This window comes from Acetobacter sp. KSO5 (assembly GCF_044094635.1).
Taxonomy (GTDB): domain Bacteria; phylum Pseudomonadota; class Alphaproteobacteria; order Acetobacterales; family Acetobacteraceae; genus Acetobacter; species Acetobacter cerevisiae.
The window spans coordinates 66,561-90,233 of the sequence record NZ_CP172014.1 but is presented as its reverse complement, the minus strand read 5'-3'; the positions used below and the strand labels follow the sequence as shown (position 1 = coordinate 90,233).

The 23,673-nt window shown below is 59.7% G+C and carries 18 protein-coding genes; 5 read left to right on the top strand and 13 right to left on the bottom strand.

Annotated features, from left to right (window positions below):
- Position 1 precedes the first annotated feature (1 nt).
- Together ACHQGU_RS00405 and ACHQGU_RS00400 are read left to right on the top strand one after the other, a co-directional pair.
- Complete coding sequence (locus tag ACHQGU_RS00405; RefSeq protein WP_395495519.1) at positions 2-3,157, top strand: efflux RND transporter permease subunit; 3,156 nt, start codon at positions 2-4, stop codon at positions 3,155-3,157.
- 4 nt (positions 3,158-3,161) lie between these two features.
- Complete coding sequence (locus tag ACHQGU_RS00400; protein WP_395495518.1) at positions 3,162-4,697, top strand: efflux transporter outer membrane subunit; 1,536 nt, start codon at positions 3,162-3,164, stop codon at positions 4,695-4,697.
- A 9-nt stretch (positions 4,698-4,706) separates the two neighbouring features.
- Here the strand turns inward: ACHQGU_RS00400 and ACHQGU_RS00395 are convergent, their stop codons facing one another.
- The 9 genes from ACHQGU_RS00395 to hrcA form a co-directional block, all read right to left on the bottom strand.
- Positions 4,707-5,258, bottom strand: a complete 552-nt coding sequence (locus ACHQGU_RS00395) for a GNAT family N-acetyltransferase (protein ID WP_395495517.1) — start codon at positions 5,256-5,258, stop codon at positions 4,707-4,709.
- A gap of 154 nt (positions 5,259-5,412) precedes the next feature.
- On the bottom strand, positions 5,413-6,633 hold the full coding sequence (locus ACHQGU_RS00390; RefSeq protein ID WP_062250442.1) for a tetratricopeptide repeat protein: 1,221 nt from the start codon (positions 6,631-6,633) through the stop codon (positions 5,413-5,415).
- A 4-nt stretch (positions 6,634-6,637) separates the two neighbouring features.
- On the bottom strand, positions 6,638-7,078 hold the full coding sequence (locus tag ACHQGU_RS00385; RefSeq protein ID WP_395495516.1) for an ExbD/TolR family protein: 441 nt from the start codon (positions 7,076-7,078) through the stop codon (positions 6,638-6,640).
- A 120-nt stretch (positions 7,079-7,198) separates the two neighbouring features.
- Complete coding sequence (locus tag ACHQGU_RS00380) at positions 7,199-7,624, bottom strand: biopolymer transporter ExbD (RefSeq protein ID WP_062141650.1); 426 nt, start codon at positions 7,622-7,624, stop codon at positions 7,199-7,201.
- 2 nt (positions 7,625-7,626) lie between these two features.
- Complete coding sequence (locus tag ACHQGU_RS00375) at positions 7,627-8,655, bottom strand: MotA/TolQ/ExbB proton channel family protein (RefSeq protein WP_082779863.1); 1,029 nt, start codon at positions 8,653-8,655, stop codon at positions 7,627-7,629.
- 89 nt (positions 8,656-8,744) lie between these two features.
- Entirely contained in the window at positions 8,745-9,455 is a 711-nt protein-coding gene (locus ACHQGU_RS00370) for an energy transducer TonB (RefSeq protein WP_086653725.1), read from the bottom strand.
- A gap of 454 nt (positions 9,456-9,909) precedes the next feature.
- A protein-coding gene (gene prfB / locus ACHQGU_RS00365) for a peptide chain release factor 2 (RefSeq protein WP_156470181.1) occupies positions 9,910-11,041 on the bottom strand; the annotation gives its coding sequence in 2 pieces (ribosomal slippage) (positions 9,910-10,971 and positions 10,973-11,041; 1,131 coding nt in all).
- A 50-nt stretch (positions 11,042-11,091) separates the two neighbouring features.
- The gene (locus tag ACHQGU_RS00360) at positions 11,092-13,860 is read right to left on the bottom strand and encodes a penicillin-binding protein 1A (RefSeq protein ID WP_395495515.1); all 2,769 of its coding nucleotides are present in this window, start codon (positions 13,858-13,860) and stop codon (positions 11,092-11,094) included.
- Between the two features lie 79 nt (positions 13,861-13,939).
- Positions 13,940-15,013 carry a heat-inducible transcriptional repressor HrcA gene (gene hrcA / locus ACHQGU_RS00355; protein WP_062250330.1) on the bottom strand — a complete coding sequence of 358 codons (1,074 nt, stop codon included), beginning with the start codon at positions 15,011-15,013 and terminating at the stop codon, positions 13,940-13,942.
- 150 nt (positions 15,014-15,163) lie between these two features.
- Between hrcA and rph the strand changes: the two genes are divergently transcribed.
- From rph to mtnK, 3 genes are all read left to right on the top strand, one after another.
- Entirely contained in the window at positions 15,164-15,892 is a 729-nt protein-coding gene (gene rph, locus ACHQGU_RS00350; RefSeq protein WP_062141126.1) for a ribonuclease PH, read from the top strand.
- Position 15,893: 1 nt separating this feature from the next.
- The gene (gene rdgB / locus ACHQGU_RS00345) at positions 15,894-16,493 is read left to right on the top strand and encodes an RdgB/HAM1 family non-canonical purine NTP pyrophosphatase (RefSeq protein ID WP_395495514.1); all 600 of its coding nucleotides are present in this window, start codon (positions 15,894-15,896) and stop codon (positions 16,491-16,493) included.
- A gap of 104 nt (positions 16,494-16,597) precedes the next feature.
- Complete coding sequence (gene mtnK, locus ACHQGU_RS00340) at positions 16,598-17,851, top strand: S-methyl-5-thioribose kinase (RefSeq protein WP_395495513.1); 1,254 nt, start codon at positions 16,598-16,600, stop codon at positions 17,849-17,851.
- Between the two features lie 83 nt (positions 17,852-17,934).
- On the opposite strand, the gene ACHQGU_RS00335 is transcribed toward mtnK, so the two are convergent.
- The 4 genes from ACHQGU_RS00335 to aroA all read right to left on the bottom strand — a co-directional run bounded on the left by ACHQGU_RS00335 (position 17,935) and on the right by aroA (position 23,578).
- Positions 17,935-19,197 carry an L-dopachrome tautomerase-related protein gene (locus ACHQGU_RS00335; RefSeq protein WP_395495512.1) on the bottom strand — a complete coding sequence of 421 codons (1,263 nt, stop codon included), beginning with the start codon at positions 19,195-19,197 and terminating at the stop codon, positions 17,935-17,937.
- A 381-nt stretch (positions 19,198-19,578) separates the two neighbouring features.
- On the bottom strand, positions 19,579-21,291 hold the full coding sequence (gene rpsA / locus ACHQGU_RS00330) for a 30S ribosomal protein S1 (RefSeq protein WP_043550426.1): 1,713 nt from the start codon (positions 21,289-21,291) through the stop codon (positions 19,579-19,581).
- A 281-nt stretch (positions 21,292-21,572) separates the two neighbouring features.
- Complete coding sequence (locus ACHQGU_RS00325) at positions 21,573-22,226, bottom strand: d(CMP) kinase (protein WP_062272006.1); 654 nt, start codon at positions 22,224-22,226, stop codon at positions 21,573-21,575.
- Complete coding sequence (gene aroA, locus ACHQGU_RS00320) at positions 22,223-23,578, bottom strand: 3-phosphoshikimate 1-carboxyvinyltransferase (RefSeq protein ID WP_395495511.1); 1,356 nt, start codon at positions 23,576-23,578, stop codon at positions 22,223-22,225. The genes ACHQGU_RS00325 and aroA overlap by 4 nt, the downstream gene beginning before the upstream one ends.
- Positions 23,579-23,673 lie beyond the last annotated feature (95 nt).

Sequence of the window (23,673 nt, the reverse complement as noted above, 5' to 3'; positions counted from 1 at the left end):
GATGTCTCTTTCGCGTTTCTTTATTGATCGCCCCATTTTTGCGTGGGTGATCAGCCTGATCATCATGCTGGTGGGTGGTCTGTCCATTTTCCGACTGCCCATCTCACAGTATCCGAGCATTGCTCCGCCGCAGATCGCCATTTCCGTGACGTATCCCGGTGCCTCGGCAGATACGGTGAACGATACGGTCGTGCGCCCCATTCTCCAGCAGATGTTCGGACTGGATCATCTGGAATATATCTCCGCCCAGTCCTACGCCTCGGGCATGATGGAGATCGACCTCACCTTCGCGCAGGGGACCAACCCGGATATTGCGCAGGTGCAGGTGCAGAACAAGTTGCAGCTGGCCCAGCCCAAGCTGCCGCCGGAAGTGACGGCTCAGGGCCTGAGCATCACCAAGGCCGTGAAGAACTTCATGATGGTTCTGGCCTTCATCTCCACCGATGGCAGCATGACCGGCAGTGATATTGCCGACTACGTCGCCTCCAGCATTTCCGACCCGCTCAGCCGCGTGTCCGGCGTGGGGGACCACACCCTGTTCGGGTCGGAATACGCCATGCGGATCTGGATGGACCCCGGCAAGCTGTACAGCTACGGCCTGACCATCAAGGACGTTGAAACAGCCATCCAGACCCAGAACATCCAGGTCTCCTCCGGTGAACTGGGCGGCCTGCCTGCAAAAAAGGCGATCCGTCTGGATGCCACCATCATCGGCCCGACGCGTCTGACCTCACCCGAAGAATTCCAGAAGATTCTGCTCAAGGTGCAGCCAGATGGATCTCAGGTCCGCATCAGCGATATCGCCAAGGTGGAGCTGGGCCCGCAGACCTATAATACCAACTCGTTCTACAACAATCTGCCCGCCTCCGGCATGGCGCTGAAGCTCGCTCCGGGTGCCAACCAGATGCAGACGGAAGCGGCCATCCGCGCCGAGATCACCCAGCTTGAAAAGTTCTTCCCGCCGGGCCTGAAAACCGTCTACCCGCTGGATACAGAGCCGTTCATCGTTCTCTCCATTGAGGAAGTCGTCAAAACCCTGCTGGAAGCCATCGCGCTCGTCTTTGTCGTGATGTTGATCTTCCTGCAAAACTTCCGGGCGACCCTTATCCCGACCATCGCCGTGCCGGTCGTGCTGCTCGGCACCTTCGGGGTGCTGAATATTCTGGGCTACTCCATCAACACGCTGACCATGCTGGCCATGATTCTGGCCGTGGGCCTGCTGGTGGATGATGCCATCGTGGTGGTGGAAAACGTCGAACGTGTGATGACGGAGAAGAAGCTTTCTCCCGTGGATGCCGCCCGTGTCTCCATGGACGAAATTTCCGGCGCACTGGTCGGCATCGTGCTGGTGCTGACCGCCGTCTTCCTGCCCATGGCCGCCTTCTCCGGCTCCACGGGCGTGATTTACCGCCAGTTCTCCGTCACCATTGTTGCGGCCATGTGGCTGTCCGTTCTGGTGGCGATGGTGCTGACTCCGGCCCTGTGCGCCACCATGCTCAAGGCTGGCGGGCATGAGAAAACAACCGGCCCCGCCGGCTGGTTCAACCGCCAGTTCAACCGCCTGACCAATGGCTATCTGCGGGGCGTGCAGTTCCTTATCGGCCGGGCTGTGCTCTCCATGCTCGGGTTTGTTGTCATCACAGCACTGGCCGTGTTCCTGTTCATGCGCCTGCCCGGCGGGTTCCTGCCAGATGAAGATCAGGGGCTGATCTTCGGGCAGATCACCATGCCGCCCAACACGCCCATGGCGGAAACACAGGCCGTCAACCACGAGGTTGCCGACTATATTCTCAAGTCCGAAGGCTCTCTGGTTGAATCCGTCTATTCCATCAACGGGTTCAACTTTGCCGGGCAGGGCCAGAACTCCGGCGCGTTCTTCATCCGTCTGAAAGACTGGGAAGACCGCCCTCTCGCCTCCCAGACATCCTCGGCCATTGCCGGGCGGATCATGCAGCATTTCTGGTTCAGCCCCAAAGCGCAGATCTTCGCCATCAACCCACCAGCTGTGCTGGAACTGGGCAACGCCACCGGCTTTGACCTTGAACTGGAAGACCGCGGCCATCTGGGCCACCAGAAGCTGCTGGAAGCCCGGAACATGGTGCTGGGTCTGGCCTCCAAAGATCCACGCCTGATGGCCGTGCGCCCGAACGGTATGGAAGACGCTTCCCAGTACCATCTGGATATCGACCGGGAAAAAGCCAACGCGCTTGGCATCACCATTGATGACATCAACACCACCATTCAGGGGGCGCTGGGGTCCATCTACGTGAACCAGTTCACCCGGAATGACCGTGTGAAGCAGGTCTATATCCAGGGCGTGCCGGAAGCCCGCATGCTGCCGAGCGATCTGGACAAATGGTACATCCGCAACGCTCTGCAGACCCTCACTCCGCTGAATGCCTTTGCAACAGGGCACTGGGAAGTCGGCCCGCAGAAAGTGGAAAACTATAACGGCCTGAATGCCTTTGAAATTCTGGGCCAGCCTGCGCCGGGTTACAGCTCGGGCGATTCCATCAACGCCATTAAAGGCGTTCTGAATAAGCTGCCGGCGGGTGTCGGCTACGAGTGGACCGGTCTGTCCTTTGAACAGGTTGCGTCCGGCTCCTCCACCGGCCCGCTCTATGCGCTGGCGCTGGTTGTCATCCTGCTCTGTCTGGCGGCTCTGTATGAAAGCTGGGCCATCCCGCTGGCGGTGATGCTGGTCATTCCGCTGGGCGTTCTGGGGGCCATTGCCGCAACGCTGTGGCGCAACCTTGATAACGACGTCTACTTTCAGGTGGGGCTGCTGACCACGGTTGGTCTGGCCGTGAAAAACGCCATTCTGATTGTGGAATTTGCCAAAATGGCCTTTGAACGTGGCGAGTCCCTGAGTGACGCGGTGCTGACGGCCGCTCGCGAACGTCTCCGCCCCATTCTGATGACCTCCATTGCGCTGGTCGTCGGCGTGTTCCCGCTGGCCATCGCAACCGGCGCGGGCAGCGCCTCCCGCGTGGCCATTGGCACCGCAGTGGTGGGCGGTATGGCCACGGCCACCCTGCTGGCAGTCTATTTTGTGCCGGTTTTCTTTGTGGTGGTGCTGCGTCTGTTCAAGGTCCGTCGCCTCAGCGAACGTCAGGAAACCCCGTCTTCTGCCCCGTCAGTTCCCGGAAACGAGTAAGCGCATGTCGTCACACGTCCCCTCACACTCCTCGCGCCGCTTCCGTGCTCTGAGCCTGACTCTGGCCGCTGGCCTGCTGTCCGGCTGCACCATGATTCCCAAATATACGCGGCCTACACCGCCGCTGGCCACCACATACCCCGCGTATCAGGCTACCGGGAATCCACGCCTTGCACGGGCGGCCTCAGACATCGGCTGGCAGGATTTCTTTACGGACCCCCGGCTGAAAGCCCTGATCACCATTGCCCTGCGTGAAAACCGGGATCTGCGCATCTCCGCAGCCAATATTGCGCAGGCACAGGGGCAGTATGATGTGCAGCATGCGGGCCTCTTCCCCACCATTTCTGCAACAGGCGGTCCTATTTATCAGGCGCCGGCCAGCGCATCGGGCCTCAGCTTTGCTCCGGGTCTTGAACAGAACCAGAGCAACGAAGCCTTTGGCGGGGGTCGCGTCTTTAAATACTATCAGGGCGGAATCGGCTTTTCTTCATACGAAATTGACCTGTTTGGCCGCATTCGCAGCCTGACCCAGGCCTCTGCAGAAAAAGCACTGGCTCAGGAAGCCTCCCTGCGCAGCATGGCCATCAGCATCATCTCACAGGTCGCCACTGCTTACGTTACATGGTTAGGGGATCGGGACACGCTGGCTCTGGCGGACACAACGCTGGCCAACCAGCAGGACACCCTCAACCTCACCCGCACAAAATATGAGCATGGGGAAGAAAACCTGCTCACCGTCCGTCAGGCGGAAACGCAGGTGCAGCAAAGTGCGGCACTCCGCGCCGACTCTCGCCGGAAGGTCGAGCAGGACGAAAACCTGATTGCCTTGCTTATTGGCGCGCCCATCCCGACAGACCTGCCCCCGGCCCGCTCTCTAGGGGAACAGACGCTTCTCGCAGACCTGCCCGCAGGCTTGCCCTCAGACCTGCTGGAACGGCGGCCGGACATTGTTTCCGCCGAGCATAACCTGCTGGCAGCTCAGGCCGATATCGGGGCGGCCCGTGCGGCCTTCTTCCCGCGCCTGACACTGACAGCATCCGACGGCGTTTCCAGCCTTCAGTTCCATAAACTGTTTACGGCAGCGGCCACGACGTGGGGGCTCAATCCGTCCCTGCAAATCCCGCTCTGGACGTGGGGCATGAACAGCGGGAACCTGAAAGCTTCTAAAGCCGCGCGTGACGTCCAGATTGCCACGTATGAAAAGACGGTACAGACAGCCTTCCGTGAAGTGGCCGACGCACTGGCCGCACGTGAAGCCTATCTGGATGAGAACAAACAGGCAGACGACCTTGTGGTCTCCACCGCCGATGCGTTCCGCCTGGCAAAAATGCGCTTTAACGCCGGGTCTGATTCCTATCTGACCACACTGGAATCACAGCGCTCTTACCTGCAGGCCCAGCAGATGCAGATTATGGTGGCCGTCTCCAAATACCAGAATCTGATCACCATCTATCGCGCTCTGGGGGGCGGCTGGAAGCAGCATACGGAGGCCTCTGCCCAGCAGCCAACCAGTGTTGTGCGCCAGACTGGCGCAGGCTGACAAAACCCCTTAAAGGCAGCGTTGCATGGCGCAGCGCGTGCCGGGCGGGAAACCGCAGGCTTCTTCTTCCTCAAGAATAGCCCGCAGGTCACTGTCCAGAGCGGCCTCCTCCAGATAGTCAAAACCGATTTTATGGTAAAAGGGCGCGTTCCAGGGCACATCCCGACAGGTGGTGAGCGTGATACGCTTCAACCCCGTCTGCTGTGCCGCCTGAAATGCCGCCGCTAACAGGGCTTTCCCTACCCCGCGCCCCTGAGCCTGCGCCTCCACCGATACTTCCAGAATATGAAGCCGGTCTTTCTCGCGTTCGGCTGTCAGAAACCCGAGAGGGCGTTCCTGCCCTGTCACGGCTACCCAGCACGTCCCGGCCTCCAGACTCGCCAGATGCGTGTCGATCGGAAGGCACGCCCCCTCAGCAATCCATGCCAGCGCGGGGATCGTGCGGAAGCTCTGTGCCGCAGAACGCTCAATCTCAGGCAGCAATACGACGTCTTCATACCGTGCCAGACGCACTGAAACACGGGAAGGCTTTTCACCAAGGAGAGAAACAGAAGAACACATGCCCCGCTGTTGCCACCTGCGGGGCGGCTCTCACAAGAGAAATCTGCCAGCAAAGCTCCGCCAGCCTGCCTCAGCTCCCTGAAACGCTACGGGCAATAAAAAAGGCCGTCTTCAAGAGACGACCTTTTCCACACCCGGAGAGGGTTAACTTCTTTTATTTGGCCGCAGAGAGTTTCAGAACCCAGAGCTGAGCAATGTCCTGCGCCCCAGCTCCGCCATCGACGGTTTTGAGCGTGGCAATGGCATCTGCCTTTTTACCGGCAGCAAGCTGGGCCAGACCATAGTGGAGACGGGCCACATTCATGTCCGTCACACCTTTGCTCATCGCCTGCTGCATCAGGCCGAGGCCTTTATCAGCCTGCCCGAAGGTGACGTAGTTATAGCCAACCGTCAGCAGGTCATCACCGGTCTTCTGCTTGAGCGCTGCCGCTTCATCAGCCGCGATGGAGGCTTTTTTGTCGGCAACGGATTTCTCAACCATGGCTTTCAGGCGTGCCTGACGCGGCGCTTCTGCGCCCTGCCCCAGCACATTGGCCTGATAACCCTGATTCATCAGGTCCAGCGCCAGCTGCGGCATGCCGGACTGCATGGCGATTTCCGTCATTTCCATAAAGTCACGCGCCTGAGACACGTTCCCGGCAGCCAGACGGATACGATAAACGTCCAGCTGGAGTGACGTCGGAATCTTGGGGTTCACGATGAGTTCGTGCAGCAGCAGCGCCCAGTATTCCTGCTTGGGATAATAGGTGGCCAGCAGCACATACGCATGCGTGGTGGTCGCAGAATCCTTCATGGCGGTCGCACTGGCGCCCAGCATTTGCAGCTGAGATTCTGCCGGCGTTTTCTTCGCCTTGATTTCCTGATCGATCTGCTGCTTCAGCACCCGAACGGAATTCGGATAATCTTTCTGAAGGTAGTAGGACTGCGCCAGAAGCGTATCCATTGTGGCATTGGAGCCAACTTCCTTCTGGTAGCGCTCAATGGCTTTAACCGCGCGCGGGTAGTCCTTGGCGGTGTAGGCCATTGTTGCTTCAGACATCAGCATCTGGTGCTTGGTGTCCTTGGGCGTGCGCGGAGAGGCAATCAGCTTGTCATAAGCCTGGGTTGCCACATCCAGATTGCCGCCCTGTGTCGCCACAGCGGCGCGCATCTGGGTAATGGTGTAGGACTCGTAGTCACTCTTGCCCTTTACCGCGTCAGCGGCATTCACCGCGGCCATGGCCTTGGTGTAGTCGTGAGCGGACAGAGCGGATTGTGCCTGCTGCAGCGCCTTGCCAACATCCGCCCCCAGCACGTCCTCAGCCTGAGCTGCGGGGTAAGAGAGAGCGAATGCAGCGCTTGCGAACAGCGCGACGCGTAAAAGACGAGATGACATCAGATCACTGACCTTCTGCGAATTGTTCCTGCCCGACGATACCAAGCTTGGTCACGCCAAGTCGCTGGGCGTCTGCCATAACATGCACCACCGTTTTGTAATCGGCCAGCCGGTTTGGCTGCAGGTGCACTTCCGGCTGCTGGTCTTCCGGTCCGGTGGCGGCTTCACGCAGGCGGGCCTGCAGATCATCCTCACTGGTAACCGGCTGACCGTTCCAGGTAATGCTGTTGTCAAAATCGACAGCCAGCGTCACCACGGGGGATTCAACCGTGGAAGGCGGGGGGGTGCCCTGCGGAAGGTCAATGGAAACGGCCTGGGTCTGCAACGGAATTGTGATGATAAGCATGATCAGCAGAACCAGCATCACGTCGATCAACGGCGTGGTGTTGATATCGACAATGCCTTCGTCTTCCGTCGTGCTTTCCGATCCGACATTCATGCCCATGGGGTGTCACTCTCTCAAACTCTGGTTCCACGGCACGGTCCAAACCAGGCCGGACGCGGGATAGTGGACTGAAGCCCGCCTGCCCTCCCGAAGGAGAGAAGGCGGAACCTCCCTGCTCGGTCAGTTGGTTTTTGGCCGCTCGGTAATGAAGTCGATATGATAGATACCAGCTTCCTGGCAGGCCTCGACCAGCTTGCCGACAGATTCATAGCGGGTCTTGATATCCCCACGGATCTGAATCTGCGGCTGCGGTTTCTGGACCGCCGCCTTTTCAAGCCGATCCAGAAGATCGGCCCGGCCCTTGAGCGGCGTTTCGTCCCAGTATGCCTGTCCGTTTTCCGCCACTGCAAGCACGACGTTAGACATCTTTGTCTGTGTCGGCTGGTTCATATCCTTCGGCAAAGTTACCTTGACCGTGTGGGTTGCAACCGGAATTGTGATCAGAAAGATGATCAGCAACACCAGCATGACATCAACGAGGGGAGTTGTGTTGATCGCCGATACGACGTCGTCTTCGCCCCCGCTGTCTCCGACAGACATACCCATGATTAACCTACCCGGTTAGAGACAGTTGAGGTGGTGGGGGAGTTGTCAGGACGCACAACGATGCTTTCTGCACCGGCGCCATGACGCACGCCACCAATCAGGATGGACTGCAGATCAGCCGCAAAGTCACGCACGCGGTCCATAGCCCCTTTGTTACGACGCACCAGCAGGTTGTAACCCAGCACGGCCGGAACAGCGGTCGCAAGACCAATAGCCGTCATGATCAGGGATTCACCAACCGGACCAGCAACCTTGTCGATGGAAGCCTGACCAGCAATGCCGATGGCGGTCAGAGCGTGGTAAATACCCCAGACGGTGCCGAACAGACCAATGAACGGAGACGTGGAACCCACGGTGCCCAGGAAGGCCAGACCAGACTGAAGGCTGTTCTGGATGTTGTTCACCGAACGCTGAATGGACAGGGAGGTCCAGCTGTTCAGGTCGATGGATTCCTGCATCGTGCCTTCATGGTGTTCAGCAGCAACAATGCCGGTGTCAGCAATGTAGCGGAACGGAGAGGTCGACTTCAGGGCAGCAGCGCCTTCCTGAATGGTGCTCTTCGTCCAGAACTGTTTGGTGGCTTCTTTAGCAGCAGCGAACAGACGAGCCTGTTCGATGAACTTGGTGATCATGATGAACCAGGTGCCCAGGGACATGATCAGCATGATCATCAGCACGCCACGTGCGATGATGTCACCGTTGGACCACAGAGCGCCAAGACCATACGGGTTGGCTTCTTCTTTAGTGGCCGGAGCAGCGGCAGCCGGAGCAGGCGCATCAGCTGCCGGGGCAGCCGGGGCGGAAGCGTCAGGCGTCGGGGCGGCAGGAGCAGCCGTGTCAGTCGGAGCCGGAGCGGCGGCGTCGGGGGCAGGAGCGGCAGGTGCTGTGGTGGAATCCGTAGCAGCAGGCGCTGATGCAGCAGGAGCAGAGGCATCCTGAGCCAGAGCCAGAACCGGTGTCGCCGTGCCCAGCATGACCGCGAGGGCCGGAACCGCGAGACCCGACACTGGAAGACGAGACAGTCTGATCATGTACCTAAAAATCCTTATCTTTGTCGGCCTGGTGACGGGGGCCTCCCCGCACCAGACAGTTTTCTGCAGAGTTCGGCTAAACGCCGGGATCAGTCATCCAGTCTGAACCTGATCACATACACCTTGTGAAGCTCCTTGACGGGCGCACCGTTCTTCATAGCCGGGCGATACCGGGCCTTGTGAACGTAATCCAGAGCAGCCTGCGCGAAGGATTGTCCCCCCTGCACGGACTGAACAGAACAATTGCTCGTCATCCCCGTTGTCTCCACATCACATGCAACAGTCACACGGCCTTCAATGTTGTCTTCCTCCATATCAGGCGGATAGACGGGCCGGGCGTTGTTCAGCGGCGATGTACCAGCCGAAGTATCCGGCGAGTTGGACGGTGCCGCAGTGGATGCCGGTTCGCTTGACACGGGCGGTGCCGGAGCCGTTGTCGTCTGCGGAGGCGTCGCCTGTTTGGGCGGCGTCCGGGCCACATGCTTGATCGGCGGCTTAGGCGGCGGCGGCAGCTGTATCTTCGGCGGAGGAATATACGGCGGCGGCGGAACCGTCATGACCGGCGGCGGCGGGGGCGGCGGCGGTGGGGGCGGTGGTGGTGGCGGTGGTGGCAGAATTCTGGTCTTGATCGGCGGATGCGTAACCGGAACGCTCGCAGACGTTCCCATGCCGTACATAAGTCCCATAACCGCCAAGAGATGCAGCAGAATCACAACCAGCAGAGCAACAACACCGACAACAGCTCCTGTTCCGATGACAAAGCGCACCGGACTCTGTTGCTGTTGCGCGTGGTCCTTCATATTTCTACATCCTCCTTCTTCCACGCCAGCCAAAGAAACACTGGCCAGCGCCATCACCTGATCTATGGCATCAAAAACTGATGGCCCTGCACCAACATTTCGTGCCTCAGCACTGGAATAGACTGACAGAGCTGCATGGCTGCCATCTTCCTGACCCTGATTGGGCAATTTGACAGCAAATATGTCAAGAATGTTCTTGATCGAAAATGAACGCTGCCTTGTTTGGGAGCAGAAGGCTCATAAAACAGGCACCGCGCACAAATCGGCAGAAAAAAGCCACTTTCTGTAAGGATGCCTCGAAAACAGACGCCTCTCTGCCTGTTTTGAGCCCAGTCTTATTTAAAAAAAAATTCTTTGTAACGTTCATGAATCTGTCGTGGTTCCCCATATCCGCGCAATATAAAAAAACGGGCCCCGAAGAGGCCCGTTTTTTAACACTTCATAAACGTGCAGTTTATTGCGCGTTAGCACTCGCTTCAGAACGCGTTGCGCCAACCCGGGCCGCAAGGGCCGCCGCCATGAACGCATCCAGATCCCCATCCAGCACAGCGCTGGGGTTCCCTGTTTCCACGTTGGTGCGCAGATCCTTCACCATCTGGTACGGGGCCAGAACGTAAGAGCGGATCTGATGCCCCCAGCCAATGTCTGTCTTGGCGGCTTCTGTTGCCGCTGCCGCAGCCTCACGCTTCTGCAGTTCCGCCTCATACAGACGGGCCCGCAGCATCTGCATAGCCGTTGCACGGTTGCGATGCTGGGAACGGTCGGTCTGACACGCCACCACAATACCCGTGGGCATATGGGTAATACGAATGGCCGAATCGGTCTTGTTAACGTGCTGACCACCCGCACCAGATGCCCGGAACGTATCCACCTTAAGGTCGGAATCGTTCACTTCGATCTCGATCGAATCGTCAATCACCGGATAGACCCAGACGGATGCAAAGGACGTCTGACGGCGGGCCGCGGCATCAAACGGGGAAATACGCACCAGACGATGCACCCCGGCCTCGGTTTTCAGCCAGCCGTAGGCATTCGGGCCGGAAACCAGAATGGTAGCAGACTTCAAGCCAGCCTGTTCACCTTCCGAGCTTTCCATCAGCGTTACTTTATACCCATGCGCTTCCGCCCAGCGGGTGTACATGCGCAGCATCATTTCTGCCCAGTCCTGCGCTTCCGTCCCGCCTGCACCGGCGTTGACTTCCAGATAGCAGTCGTTGCTATCCGCTTCGCCAGACAACAGGCTTTCGGTCTCACGGCGTTTGGCTTCTTCCGCCAGAGCCTTCAGGGCTGCTGTAGCTTCCGCCACAATCTCCGCGTCCCCTTCGGCTTCCGCCAGTTCCACCAGTTCACAGGCGTCCTGCACGCTGGTTTCCAGCTTCTGCACGCCTTCCACCTGCCCGGCCAGCAGAGTGCGTTCACGCATCAACTTCTGGGCGGCGTCGGAATCATTCCACAAATCCGGGTCTTCTGCCCGGTTGTTCAGTTCGGCAAGTCGAGCCTGGGCGACATCCCAGTTAAAGATGCCTCCTCAGCAGTGCCACCGACTGCTTGATCTGGTCATTAAGGGCTTCTGTCTCAGCCGACATCGGGCCGTCTCTCCATCAGGTCTTTATAAAATTCTTACGTGTGAACGGCCTCAATAAAGGCCGCCCATGCCAATGTCACCCCCGGACGCGGCAGGGGGCGCTTTTGCTGCACCCGGTGTTGCAGTCTGACCGGGGCTGGCGGCGCCTGTGCCAGACTGACCGGCACCGGCCGCCATATCACTTTCCGAATCCGGCATGTTTTCCGCGCCCGTATCCGCCGCCGTCAGTTCATGCGAGGCGCCGTTATCCGCCAGACTGACGCTCACACCCGGAATCTGGCCCGGTTTAAAGGCATCAATCGCCACACCACGACCCGTATCATACCGCACCAGCGTGACCCCCTCCGGCGCGGCAAAATCCAGCTTCGGCCGCCCTTCAAGTGCTGTTTTCATCACCTTGTTCCAGATCGGCCCGGCAATAGCCCCGCCGGTTTCGTTCTTACCCAGTGACTCCGGCGTATCAAATCCGATCCACACCACCGTCACCAGATCAGGCGAATAACCTGCAAACCATGCGTCATTAAAGTTCTGGCTGGTGCCGGTTTTGCCAGCCACGGGGTTATCAATCCCCTTCCCGGCCTGCACGCCGGTTCCACGCCGGATGACGTCCTGCAGCATGGTCGTAATCTGGAATGCGCTCTGCTCCGAGGCCACACGCGGGCGATTATCCTGCACTTCCGGAATCTCATCCTGCCCCGGCATGATGATCTTGACGGCATTATCCTGCACAGGCGCTGCGGCCGGTGCGGGAACCTTGCCTGCGTCCTGCCCCTTGGGCGCATCAGGGAAGATGGCATCGGCATCCGAAGGCTGGCCGGGTACGGGCGGCGTGGCCGCAGCATCCCCTGTCTGCGCAGACGCGGACACCAGAGAAATGCCCTCCGGCCGCCAGATCACATGGCCTTCACGGTCCTGCACATCATCAATCAGGGTAGGAGTGACTTTCCGGCCACCTGCCGCAAGGGAAGCGTAGGCTCCTGCTTCCTTCAGCACGGTGGTTTCCACAGCCCCCAGCGCTGCGGGCAGCACGTGCGGCATGGAATCCACCAGCCCGATCCGGGTCGCCAGATCCGCCACATTCTTGATGCCGATATGGGCTGCCAGACGGATAGTCACCAGATTGCGGGATTCCCGCAGGGCGTCATGCAGAGAGGTGGGCCCCCAGAAATCCTTCTCGTAGTTGTTCGGGTGCCAGGTGCCATACGACACCGGCGAATCATCAAACGACTGCGAGGGCGAAATACCCTGCTCCATCGCCTGCAAATACACAAATGGTTTGAAGGACGAACCGGGCTGACGCAGCGCCTGCGTGGCACGATCAAACTGCGAGGTCTGGAACGACCAGCCGCCCACCAGCGCCATAACACGCCCGGTGCGGGCATTCAGCGTCACCACGGCACCTTCTACATGCGGCACCTGCATCAAGGCCACGCGGCTGCTTCCGGCCTGCGGTTCGATCATCACCAGATCGCCCGCTTTCAGCAGCCTGAAACGCCGGGTCCAGGACAGATCACGATCCTGAATCGCACCCGTCTGCGGTGTGCCACCCTGCATGGCGGCTCCACGGCGCACAACAGCACCTTCCAGCCAGCCAACACGACCATGTGCCGGGTCCAGCACGACGGCCAGACGCCACTGATCCAGCATGCCCAGCGGCACAGCTTCCGCATTCAGGGCAGCAACCCATTCTGCCTCAGATGAAGAGGCACTGACGGTTTGCAGGTGCTTCACCGGACCACGCCAGCCACCATGCGCACGGTCATACGCCATCAGCCCCTGCCGCAGCACGGTCTGCGCTGTCAGCTGAAGGGCGGGGTCCAGACTGGTATGCACATCCAGCCCGCCCTGCATGGTCATATCCTGACCGTATTTTTCCAGCAGCTGGCGGCGCACTTCCTCAGCAAACCACTCGGAGCCGGGAGCCGGACCGGGGCGCACAAACGTATGCGGGATCAGCGGCTCAGCCTCGGCAGCGCGTGCTGCTTCATGCGTCAGCGCGCCGGTTTCCGCCATACGCTCCAGCACCCAGTTCCGCCGGCCACGGGCGGCCTCAGGGAAACGAACCGGATTGTAATTGGTGGGCGATTTGGGCAGCGCACCCAGGAAGGCCGCTTCCGCATCATCCAGCTGATCCAGCGGTTTATTGAAGTAGGTCTGCGCCGCAGCGCCAATCCCGTAAGCACCGCTGCCCAGATAGATTTCATTCAGATAGATTTCGAGAATCTTTTCCTTGGGCAGAACCTGCTCAATCCGCATGGCGAGGAAGGCTTCCTTGGCCTTTCGCTTCATGGAAACAGCATTACTGCCCAGCAGCATGACACGCGCCACCTGCTGCGTGATGGTGGACGCACCAATCGGCCTGCGTCCCTTGCCGCGCGTCAGATCCGTCAGACCAGCACGGGCAATGGCCATGGGGTCCACGCCCTTGTGGGTCCAGAACTTCTGGTCTTCCGCAGCAATAAAGGCGTTCTTCACCCGGTCCGGGATGGCGCTGGAGGGCACAAACACGCGGCGCTCATCCGCCAGTTCGGCAATCAGCCGGTCATCCGACGCATAAAGGCGGCTCATCACCGGCGGCTGATAGGTGCGCAGCCCTTCAACCGTTGGCAGATCGGCCACAATCCCTTCGTACTGGGTCCAGATGAGGACGACCGCCCCCGTGGTGCCCACCAGCGCCAGAGCCGCGACGGTACCAAGCAGCCCCCGCCACTGGCGGAAACGCGGCCTGCGCCATGCGGGACCATGTCGGGAAGATGCGTCTCTTCCCTCATTATTATTGGAAGAAGACCCGGGTTCACCAGAAGACGGAGTTCTTGTCATGCTGGTCCTTTACCATTCTCATGCGCTGCCGTCTTCAGTCTCGTCGCCCTTCCTGACCAGATGATGGCGAATTTTGCCCTTAACCGAGCATTTCACCCAAAAAACGCGCCGTATAATCCACAACCGGGACAATCCGGCCGTAATTGATGCGTGTGGGGCCAATGACACCAATCGCGCCGACAATCCTGTTGGCCTCATTCCGCGCCGGGGCCACGACCATGGACATGCCGGTGCCGCCAAACAGCCCGCTTTCCGCACCAATAAAGATACGCACACCTTCTGAATGTTCCGCTAATTCCAGCAGACGCAGCATAGTTTCCTGCCGCTCCAGCCGGTCAAACAAGGCCTGAATGGCCAGCAGTCGCTCCTGCCCGTCTACATCCGACAGTAATTTGCCCTGCCCGCGAATAATCAGGGTGCCGCCGCGTTCATCTCCGCCGCCCCCCCAGATCGCCAGACCGCTTTCCACCACGTCGGCTGTCAGTTGATCCAAAGCGCTGCGATTTTCGGCAATATCCGCCCCGACCCGCTCCCGCAGGTCCGGGAGGGTCGCCCCAATCGTGTGGGCATTCAGATAGTTTGCGGCCTCCACCAGTGCAGAAGGCGGCATGCCAACGGGCGTTTCAATCACCCGATTTTCCACATGCCCATCCGTGCCCACCAGCACCACCAGTGCCCTGTTGCCGCCCAACGCCACAAATTCAATATGTTTGACGCCACCCTCCCCTTTTGGCGCAATCACCAGCCCGGCCGCATCAGACATGCCGGACAACAGGGAGGATGCTTCCGTCAGCGTATCCTGCAAGGACCGCCCCCGCGCTTCCAGCGACTGCCCGATAGCGCGACATTCCTCTTCCGAGAGGCTGCCAAACTGTAACAAACCATCCACAAACAGGCGCAGCCCGGCTTCCGTCGGCAGGCGTCCGGCGGACGTATGGGGGGAGAACAGCAAGCCTGCTTCGGTCAGAGACGCCATGACATTGCGAATGGTGGCCGGAGACAACGGCAACCCAAGCCGACGGGACAGCGTGCGGGAGCCCACAGGCTCCCCGCTGGCCACATATTCCTCCACAATTTCACGCAGAATGGTGGCGGACCGGGAATCCAGCCCCGGCGGCAGAACGGGTTTTGCAGGTCGCAGACCACGTTTCATGAGGGTCAGGCTCCTCCTTCACAACAGGACTCTTCTGCTTCTGCGCATCTCCGTCCTGCATGACAAGAAAAACAATGAAACGGCTCCATGGTTTCGCTCCCGCCAAAAGCACTTTATGTGCAGAGAATAATCTTTCTTAAGGAGCTTCCCATGCGTCCCTCCGGCCGCCAGCCCAACCAGATGCGCCCCGTCACCATTGAAACCGGCTTTGCCCGCCACGCGGAAGGCTCGGCGCTGATCCGCGTCGGGGGGACGGAAGTTCTCTGCGTCGCCAGTGTTGAAAGCCGGGTTCCGCCCTTCCTGCGCGGCAAAGGCACCGGCTGGGTCACGGCAGAATACGGCATGCTGCCCCGCGCCACCCACACCCGTGGCAACCGTGAAGCCGCCAAGGGCAAGCAGTCTGGCCGCACGCAGGAAATCCAGCGCCTTATTGGCCGCTCCCTGCGCTCAGTAGTGGATCTGGCTGCTCTGGGTGAAATGAGCATCACGCTGGATTGTGACGTGCTGAACGCCGATGGCGGCACGCGCTGCGCCTCCATTACCGGCGCATGGGTCGCCCTGCGTCTGGCCCTTGGCCAGCTGGTGGCCAAAAACGTGCTGAGCCACATGCCGCTGCGCGGGCAGGTTGCCGCCGTCTCCTGCGGTCTGACCAAAGCCGGCCCAGTGCTGGATCTGGATTATGAAGAAGACAGTGCAGCAGCAGCCGACACCAATTTCGTGCTGACCGCCGACCGCCGCATTGTGGAAATTCAGGGCACCGCAGAAGAGGCACCTTTCACGGAAGATGCCTTCAACGAGCTGTTTGCTCTGGCCCGCACCGGCGTGTCCGTTCTGTTTGACGCCCAGACACTGGCCGTTGAAACGGCGGAGAACCGCTAACATGACGCACGGCAAACTGGAGGCTGGCAGCAAACTGGTTCTGGCCAGCCATAATGCCGGCAAGCTGGCAGAGTTTTCCACGCTGCTGGCGGATTTTGGAGTCACCGTGCTGTCTGCCGGGGACCTCAATCTGCCAGAACCGGAAGAAACCGCCACCACGTTTGCCGGCAATGCGGCGCTTAAGGCTCTGGCTGCGGCCAAAGCCACCGGCCTGCCCGCTCTGGCGGATGATTCCGGCCTGTGCGTCAGCGCACTCGGCGGCGCTCCGGGCATTTACTCCGCCCGCTGGGCAGGCCCGAACAAGGACTTCCCTGCCGCCATGGCCCGTATTGAAGAGGGCATTGGCTCGGACGAACGCGATGCGTGGTTTATCTGCGTGCTGTGCCTTGCCTGGCCGGATGGCACCACCCGCAGCTTTGAAGGCCGTGTGGATGGCAGCATCACCTGGCCACCGCGCGGTGAAAAAGGCCATGGCTATGACCCGATTTTTACCCCCAAGGGTGAAAACCGGACCTTTGCCGAAATGGAAGAAGCCGAGAAAAACGCCATCAGCCACCGCGCGCACGCGTTTAAGGCTTTCAAACAGGCCTGTCTGGATTAAGGTGTTTTTCGGACAGGGTGACACGCCCTGTCCGTGCGTTTCCTTTGCTGTGTGGGCAGCCTTCACCCACACGGCATGACTAAGCCCGGAAAAACAGAGTCATCATGACGACGCCAGAATTGCAGCAGGCTTCTCCCTACACCACTCTGGACCTTGAAGGCGTCCGGACGGTTATTGCCTCCCTCCCCCCTCTTGCAGCGCGCCTTGGCGGCACACCAGCCGAATGGCGCGTGTGGGAAGTCAGTGATGGCAACCTCAACATGGTGTTTGTGGCAGAAGGTCCGGAGGGCGGTGTTTGTCTCAAACAGGCCTTGCCGCATGTGCGGGTTGACCCGGCCTGGAAAATGCCGCTGGACCGTACGTTTTTTGAAGCCGCCTATCTGCGCGCCGTCTTTCCACATGTGCCAGACCTGACCACAGAGTGTCTGCATTTTGACCCTGAACAGTTTATTCTGATTGTCCCCAGCCTGTCCGGACATACGGTGATGCGGACCGCCATGATGGCCGGACATTATCACCCTGCTGTTGCGGCGCAGGTTGGCGATTTTGTCGCCCGCAGCACGTTCGCGACATCCCTGCTGGCGGAACCGTTTGAACGCATTATGGACCGCCGGATCTGTTTTGCCCGCAACCAGACTCTCACACGCATTACGGTCGATCTGGTTCTGACGGACCCGTACCACGACCACCCGCGCAATCACTGGGCAGACCCGCAACTCACCCCGATTGTTGCCGCCCTGCGCACCAGTCCGGCAGTGCAGGCCCGTATTGATAGTCTCCGTCTGCGCTTTTTATGCACTCCGCAGGCTCTGCTGCATGGGGACCTGCATACAGGCTCCATCATGACGACGGGCACTGATACCCGGATTATTGACGGGGAATTTGCCACCTATGGACCTATCGGGTTTGATGCGGGACTGTTTGTCGGCAATCTTATTCTCAGTCTTTTCGCCACATCCGACCGTGCCGGTCAGGCTTTGCATCTGGATATGATCCAGACCTTCTGGACAAGTTTCAAAAAACGCTTCCTTGCCTTATGGCAGGAGAGAGAATGGGCAGAGGATCGTTCAACCCTCTATTACGCGACCACAGACAAATCGACACAGAATTTTGAAAAATCTCTTTTTATCCAAAATGTTTTTCAGGATATGGCAGGATTCTGTGCCGCTGAAATCATCCGCCGCAGCATTGGCTACGCGCATGTTGCAGATTTCTCTGTCCTGACCGACCAGCCAACCCGCACAACACGCCAGAAGGCAGCGCTCCTTTTTGCAAAAGACTGCCTTGAACAGAAAAAACCCCTGAAATCTCTGGCAGATTTTCTTGAGCTTCTCTACCTGCACATGTCCGCGCTGTAAGCCGCACAACAAAGCGGCACGGGAATGAATTTCTGAAACCCGGCATAGTCAAAACCGCAAACAGATGAACTGATCGGAAGAAATCAGATTTTCTGTTCTGTGTTATACTCCGGGATAGGCTCAATCGGGAAACGGATCAGGTGGTAGGGCGGCTTTCTTTTGTCCTGCCCACTGTTAAAGCTGGCCAGACGGTTCCATTGCCCCAAGGTGCAGTAAACATACGTTTTGGTGCAGAAAATCCCATCGGGCGAGAGAATACGCGGGTCATGCACCATCAGGTCAAATGAGCCATCCGTATTGCGCCGCAAGATACAATCCTGCTCAAAATTGGTCGTGTAAATCCGCCCCTGCGCATCGGTCGCCAGCCCGTCGGCTGTGCCCTTCTCCCCTTCATCTTTGACGGCTGCCGCCAGCGCGGCCTCGCTCACCGTCGGATCGGCCAGCAAAGCCGTGGGCAGGCTATACAGCCGACGACTGGTAAGAGGTGCGTAAAACAGGCGGTCACTGTTCGGGCTGAGCGTGACGCCATCCGCCCCGCCCACCACAAAGCGCAGCGGCTTGCCCGGGGTGTAGACCAGCGGCACTCCTTCCACGACCGCCATGAACCCCGGCTCCGCCTGCGTGGAGGGATGCGTCGCTAACACACGGCGCTGACGCCCCGAAGCGATATCCACCACCACCAGCGCAGGACTGTGCCCAAAAGAGCTATCGGTCACATAGGCTGTGCCTGCCTGCCCGTGCGTCATGTCCACGCGCAAATCATTCATATGACTGTCCGGCAGCAGAGCCGGAGCGGTAAGCACAATTTTATGCACCAACCGGTTGGTTTGCGGGTCAAAGCAAACCAGTTTCGCCGCCCCCGGCTGCAAGGGCTGGCCAGCCAGTTTGCCATCATCAATCGCCCAGACGCGGCCTTGCGTATCCATTGTCATGCCATGGATCGACATAAGCCGGTCTGCCGGGGCCGCTGCTGAGGGCAGGCTGAGGTCAGCGCCTGGCCAGGGCACAACACGACCCTGCACCAGTTCACCCAGCGTTGCCCCTTTATGGTTCACGGCATGGCGCGGAAAGCCCACAAAAATGCGCCCGGAATCCGTGACCACTACACCGGACGGACCCGGACCGTAAAAATCCGCGACAATTTCAAAGGACCCGGCAGGTTCATAACCCTGATCACCATTCACGCCGGTTGTTGGCGTACCGCCACCGCTCCCTGCCTCCTGCGCAGCCCGCGCCGCAGACGGGCGGAACAGACCTGCCGCAACAGGAAGAGCGCAGCCACCCAGCATTACGGACTGTAAAAGCCGCCTGCGTCTGAGAGTCCGCCCCTCACCCTGCCCTGCCATTTCAAAGCCTCCTGACCGCTCCAACCCAGAGTTCTTTCCGCCATCCAACTCTCTTCCCACAGCGCTTTGTGCGTCACGCGTCGGACTCCGCGCCGAAAGCGCCAAGGAAGAAGAGGGAAGAGAAGGGCCAGAAAACGGGCGAGACGTCATGGAAGCATCACTCCTGCCTGAAGGGTGGTCCACGCTCTCATGCACGCCCCAAGCAGACAACCCCGTCTCCTGTGCCCGCTAGTCACAAATCCGAGGATGAGCACTCCCCGGCAGCAGAACACAAAAAAAGGCGGCGTCGTTTCCGACACCGCCTTTTTCGAGGCTTGCTTTAACACTCTTCCATCAGGCGAGGCGGGCCAGAAGGCCGCCCCGTCCTCAGGTCCAGAAGTCTTAGCTATCCGTGTTACGACGACGAATTGCCGCACCCAGAATATCACCGAGAGACGCACCGCTGTCGGATGAGCCGTATTCGTTGATAGCCTGCTTGTCTTCTTCAACTTCGCGACCTTTGATGGTCAGCGCGAGCTTGCGAGCGGCACGGTCAACAGAGACCACCTTCGCATCAACGCGTTCACCAACCGCAAAGCGTTCCGGACGCTGCTCAGCCTTGTCACGGGCCAGTTCAGCACGACGGATGAAGCCGGTCAGAACGTCGTCAACCTTCACTTCAATCCCGTTGGACTGAACTGCGGTGACGGTGCAGGTCACGATGGCACCTTTCTGAACGCTCGTCAGAACGTCAGCTGCCGGATCTTCCTGAAGCTGCTTGATACCGAGAGAGATACGTTCTTTCTCGACATCCACGTCCAGAACCTTGGCTTTGACAACCTGGCCCTTTTCGTAGTGCTTCATGGCTTCTTCGCCGGTTTCGTCCCAGGACAGGTCGGACATGTGAACCATGCCGTCGATGTCTGCAGACAGACCAACAAACAGACCGAACTCGGTGATGTTGCGGATTTCGCCTTCTACGGTGGAGCCGATCTTGTGCTCTTCCGCGAACTGCTCCCACGGGTTGCGCTGAACCTGCTTGAGGCCCAGAGAGATGCGGCGCTTCGCGCTGTCCACATCCAGAACCATCACGTCGACTTCCTGAGAAGTAGCAACGATCTTGCCCGGATGGACGTTCTTCTTCGTCCAGGACATTTCGGAAACGTGCACCAGACCTTCAACGCCCGGCTCCAGCTCAACAAATGCGCCGTAATCGGTGATGTTGGTCACGCGGCCCGTGTAACGCGCACCCGGCGGGTACTTCAGGGCAACATTTTCCCACGGATCAGCTTCAAGCTGCTTCATGCCCAGGGAGATGCGCTGCGTGTCCGGGTTGAAGCGGATAACCTGCACGCGTACCGGCTGGCCGATCTGCAGAGCTTCAGACGGGTGGTTAATGCGCTTCCATGCGATGTCGGTCACATGCAGCAGGCCGTCAACGCCGCCGAGGTCAACGAACGCACCGTAATCGGTGATGTTCTTCACAACGCCGTCCAGGATCATGCCTTCAGTCAGGCCCTGGATCAGTTCGCTGCGCTGTTCTGCGCGGGTTTCTTCCAGAACGGCACGACGGGAGACAACGATGTTGCCACGTGCACGATCCATTTTCAGGATCTGGAACGGCTGCGGAACACCCATCAGCGGGCTGACGTCACGCACGGGGCGGATATCAACCTGGCTGCCGGGCAGGAACGCCATGGCGCCACCCAGATCAACCGTGAAGCCACCTTTAACGCGGCCGTAGATGGTGCCGTTGACGCGCTGGTTTGCTTCGAACGCTTTTTCAAGGTTCGTCCAGGCTTCTTCACGGCGGGCTTTTTCACGAGAGAGCACGATGCTGCCGTCACGGTCTTCGTAACGCTCAACATACAGCTCAACAACGTCACCCGGTTTGACATCGGGTGTAACACCCTGAGGAGCAAATTCGCGCAGGGAAACGCGGCCTTCGCTCTTCAGACCAACATCGACAATCGCGAATTCGTCGGTCAGGCGGACAATGCGCCCACGCACAACGGACCCGTCAAAGCCGGTATCGCGGCCGAGGGTCTCGTCAAGAAGGGAAGCAAAATCTTCGCCACGGAAATGATCCGTGGCCGGGGTTGCGGCTGAAGCCATGTGTAACTGTAAATCCTGCGTCGGCCCGAAAAATGCAGCCGACACTTCCTGCGCACCGCCTGCCGGCAGCACGACTTGCCGCGGAAAAGGGAACGGACCCTCTGGCCCGTCTGGCTCCCGCGACCCTGACTGAAAAGGAAACCCGCTGCAAACAACAGGCATCTGAGGGCAGAGACACCCACCACCGGCGGCTTGTCAACACAATCCGGCGGATTTTGATGGGGGGTAGCGGTAAAATTATTGATTTCGCGAGAACTTCTTTTTGCAGCCCTCGCAAGACCTCAGCCTGCGTGGGTGCCGAGTCGCTCCCGCACAACCCGCAGCGCTTCAGCCAGAACGGCATCCGCGCTGAGTGTGTCGGTCTCAATTACCACCGCATCGGCCGCCACCTGCATGGGAGCCGCTTCGCGCCCGGCGTCTGCCGCGTCCCGTGCTTTTAAAGCCGCTGCCATCTCGGCCAGACGTGCCTCCGCACCCTCCGTCTTCGGGTCTTCCCCCAACTGCAAAAAGCGACGGAGCGCCCGCGTAGCCGGAGAGGCCGTGATGAACAGTTTGACATCCGCATCCGGGAAAATGGCCGTGCCAATATCCCGGCCATCCAGCACCCCGCCCCGGGCCTGCGCAAAACGCCGCTGCGTTTCCACCAGTGCACTACGCACTGCAGGCTGGGATGCAACCTGACTGGCGGCACGAGCCACTTCCTGCGTGCGGAGGTCTTTACGCTGGGTATCTTCCGCCTTCAGCGTGCGGGCAAACTCTTCTGCCGGAGCCGCCGGGTCCTGCCCTGCATCCAGCACCAGACGCCCCACAGCCCGATAGAGCAGGCCTGTATCCAGATAAGGCAGGTTCAGTTCTGCTGCCAGACGCTTGGCCAGCGTGCCTTTACCTGCCGCTGCCGGACCATCAACCGCAAGAACCGGACCGCCGCGCATCATGCTGAAAACCCTGCACCAAGACTGTTCATCAACGTGAAATAGCCGGGGAAGCTGGTGTCAATAAACGCGGTATCATCAATATCCACCGGCTTTTCCGTCACCAGTCCCAGCACAGAGGCACTCATGGCCAGACGATGGTCCATATGGGTTTCCACCAGACCGCCGCCGGGAATATGGCCGCCTGTGCCATGGATAATCAGGTCATCGCCATCAATGCGGGTGCGCACGCCATTATTTTCCAGCAGCGCTACCGTGGACGCCAGACGGTCGCTTTCCTTCACCCGCAGTTCAGCCAGCCCGCGCAGGCGGGAAATGCCCGAGGCATACGCCGCGGCCACGGCGAGAATGGGGTATTCATCAATCATGGACGGCGCGCGATCTGCCGGAACATCTACCGCCTGAAGCGAGGAGGCCCGCACATGCAGGTCACCCACCGGCTCGCCCCCCTCGGTGCGCTCATCCAGAATATCCAGACGCCCGCCCATTTCCCGCAAGGTGGTGAACAGGCCGGTGCGGAGCAGGTTCAGGCCCACATTGGAAATCAGCACATCAGACCCCGGCACCAGCAAGGCCGCCACCAGCACAAAAGCGGCAGAAGACGGGTCACCCGGCACAGTTACATCCCGCGCCACCAGACGCGGCTTGCCTTCCAGCCGGATAATGCGCCCACCGTCCGGCATTTCGTCCACCGTGACGTGCGCGCCAAAGTGCCGCAGCATGTTTTCGGTATGATCACGGGTCGGCACAGGTTCTTCCACCTGCGTCACACCTTCCGCATTCAGGCCCGCCAGCAGAACGGCAGATTTCACCTGCGCGGACGCTACCGGCAGACGGTAGGACAGTGGTGCCGGCTGCGCGTTACCCTGAATGGCCAGCGGCAGACGCCCGCCTTCCCGCGCAAGGAACGTCGCCCCTGTGCCTGCCAGCGGGTCCATCACGCGCTTCATCGGGCGGCGGCGGAGACTGGCATCCCCGGTCATGACGGACATAATGCCGTGGCTGGCCAGCAGGCCGGACAGCAGACGCGCCGCCGTGCCGGAATTGCCCATGTCCAGCACATCTGCGGGTTCCTGCAACTCACCAAGCCCGCAGCCATGCACATGCCAGCGGCCATCATCTTCCCGGGAAATTTGTGCGCCAAGCGCCCGCATGGCGGCAGCAGTGCGCAGCACATCCTCGCCTTCCAGCAGGCCCACAATGCGTGTCTCGCCTTTGGCAAGCGCTGCAAACATCAGGGCACGGTGGCTGATGGATTTGTCACCCGGTACGGCAATTTTGCCGCTGAGGGACGAAGCTGGGCGGGAAACACGCAGAGCGCTGGAGGGGGAAGCAGAAGGCTGTGTCATGGTCATTTCATTCCGGCTTGTCCTGCCGTAAGTCAATCCGGCTCGCGGGAAAACGGCGTCTTTTTTGCGTAAAAATATGCGTAACCGGTGCTTCAGGGTTT

Excerpts from the sequence above, each read along its gene's own strand:
- ACHQGU_RS00405 (WP_395495519.1), top strand. The coding sequence starts at position 2 with ATGTCTCTTTCGCGTTTCTTTATTGATCGCCCCATTTTTGCGTGGGTG.
- ACHQGU_RS00400 (WP_395495518.1), top strand. The coding sequence starts at position 3,162 with ATGTCGTCACACGTCCCCTCACACTCCTCGCGCCGCTTCCGTGCTCTG.
- ACHQGU_RS00395 (WP_395495517.1), bottom strand. The coding sequence starts at position 5,258 with ATGTGTTCTTCTGTTTCTCTCCTTGGTGAAAAGCCTTCCCGTGTTTCA.
- ACHQGU_RS00390 (WP_062250442.1), bottom strand. The coding sequence starts at position 6,633 with ATGTCATCTCGTCTTTTACGCGTCGCGCTGTTCGCAAGCGCTGCATTC.
- ACHQGU_RS00385 (WP_395495516.1), bottom strand. The coding sequence starts at position 7,078 with ATGGGCATGAATGTCGGATCGGAAAGCACGACGGAAGACGAAGGCATT.
- ACHQGU_RS00380 (WP_062141650.1), bottom strand. The coding sequence starts at position 7,624 with ATGGGTATGTCTGTCGGAGACAGCGGGGGCGAAGACGACGTCGTATCG.
- ACHQGU_RS00375 (WP_082779863.1), bottom strand. The coding sequence starts at position 8,655 with ATGATCAGACTGTCTCGTCTTCCAGTGTCGGGTCTCGCGGTTCCGGCC.
- ACHQGU_RS00370 (WP_086653725.1), bottom strand. The coding sequence starts at position 9,455 with ATGAAGGACCACGCGCAACAGCAACAGAGTCCGGTGCGCTTTGTCATC.
- ACHQGU_RS00360 (WP_395495515.1), bottom strand. The coding sequence starts at position 13,860 with ATGACAAGAACTCCGTCTTCTGGTGAACCCGGGTCTTCTTCCAATAAT.
- hrcA (WP_062250330.1), bottom strand. The coding sequence starts at position 15,013 with ATGAAACGTGGTCTGCGACCTGCAAAACCCGTTCTGCCGCCGGGGCTG.
- rph (WP_062141126.1), top strand. The coding sequence starts at position 15,164 with ATGCGTCCCTCCGGCCGCCAGCCCAACCAGATGCGCCCCGTCACCATT.
- rdgB (WP_395495514.1), top strand. The coding sequence starts at position 15,894 with ATGACGCACGGCAAACTGGAGGCTGGCAGCAAACTGGTTCTGGCCAGC.
- mtnK (WP_395495513.1), top strand. The coding sequence starts at position 16,598 with ATGACGACGCCAGAATTGCAGCAGGCTTCTCCCTACACCACTCTGGAC.
- ACHQGU_RS00335 (WP_395495512.1), bottom strand. The coding sequence starts at position 19,197 with ATGGCAGGGCAGGGTGAGGGGCGGACTCTCAGACGCAGGCGGCTTTTA.
- rpsA (WP_043550426.1), bottom strand. The coding sequence starts at position 21,291 with ATGGCTTCAGCCGCAACCCCGGCCACGGATCATTTCCGTGGCGAAGAT.
- ACHQGU_RS00325 (WP_062272006.1), bottom strand. The coding sequence starts at position 22,226 with ATGATGCGCGGCGGTCCGGTTCTTGCGGTTGATGGTCCGGCAGCGGCA.
- aroA (WP_395495511.1), bottom strand. The coding sequence starts at position 23,578 with ATGACCATGACACAGCCTTCTGCTTCCCCCTCCAGCGCTCTGCGTGTT.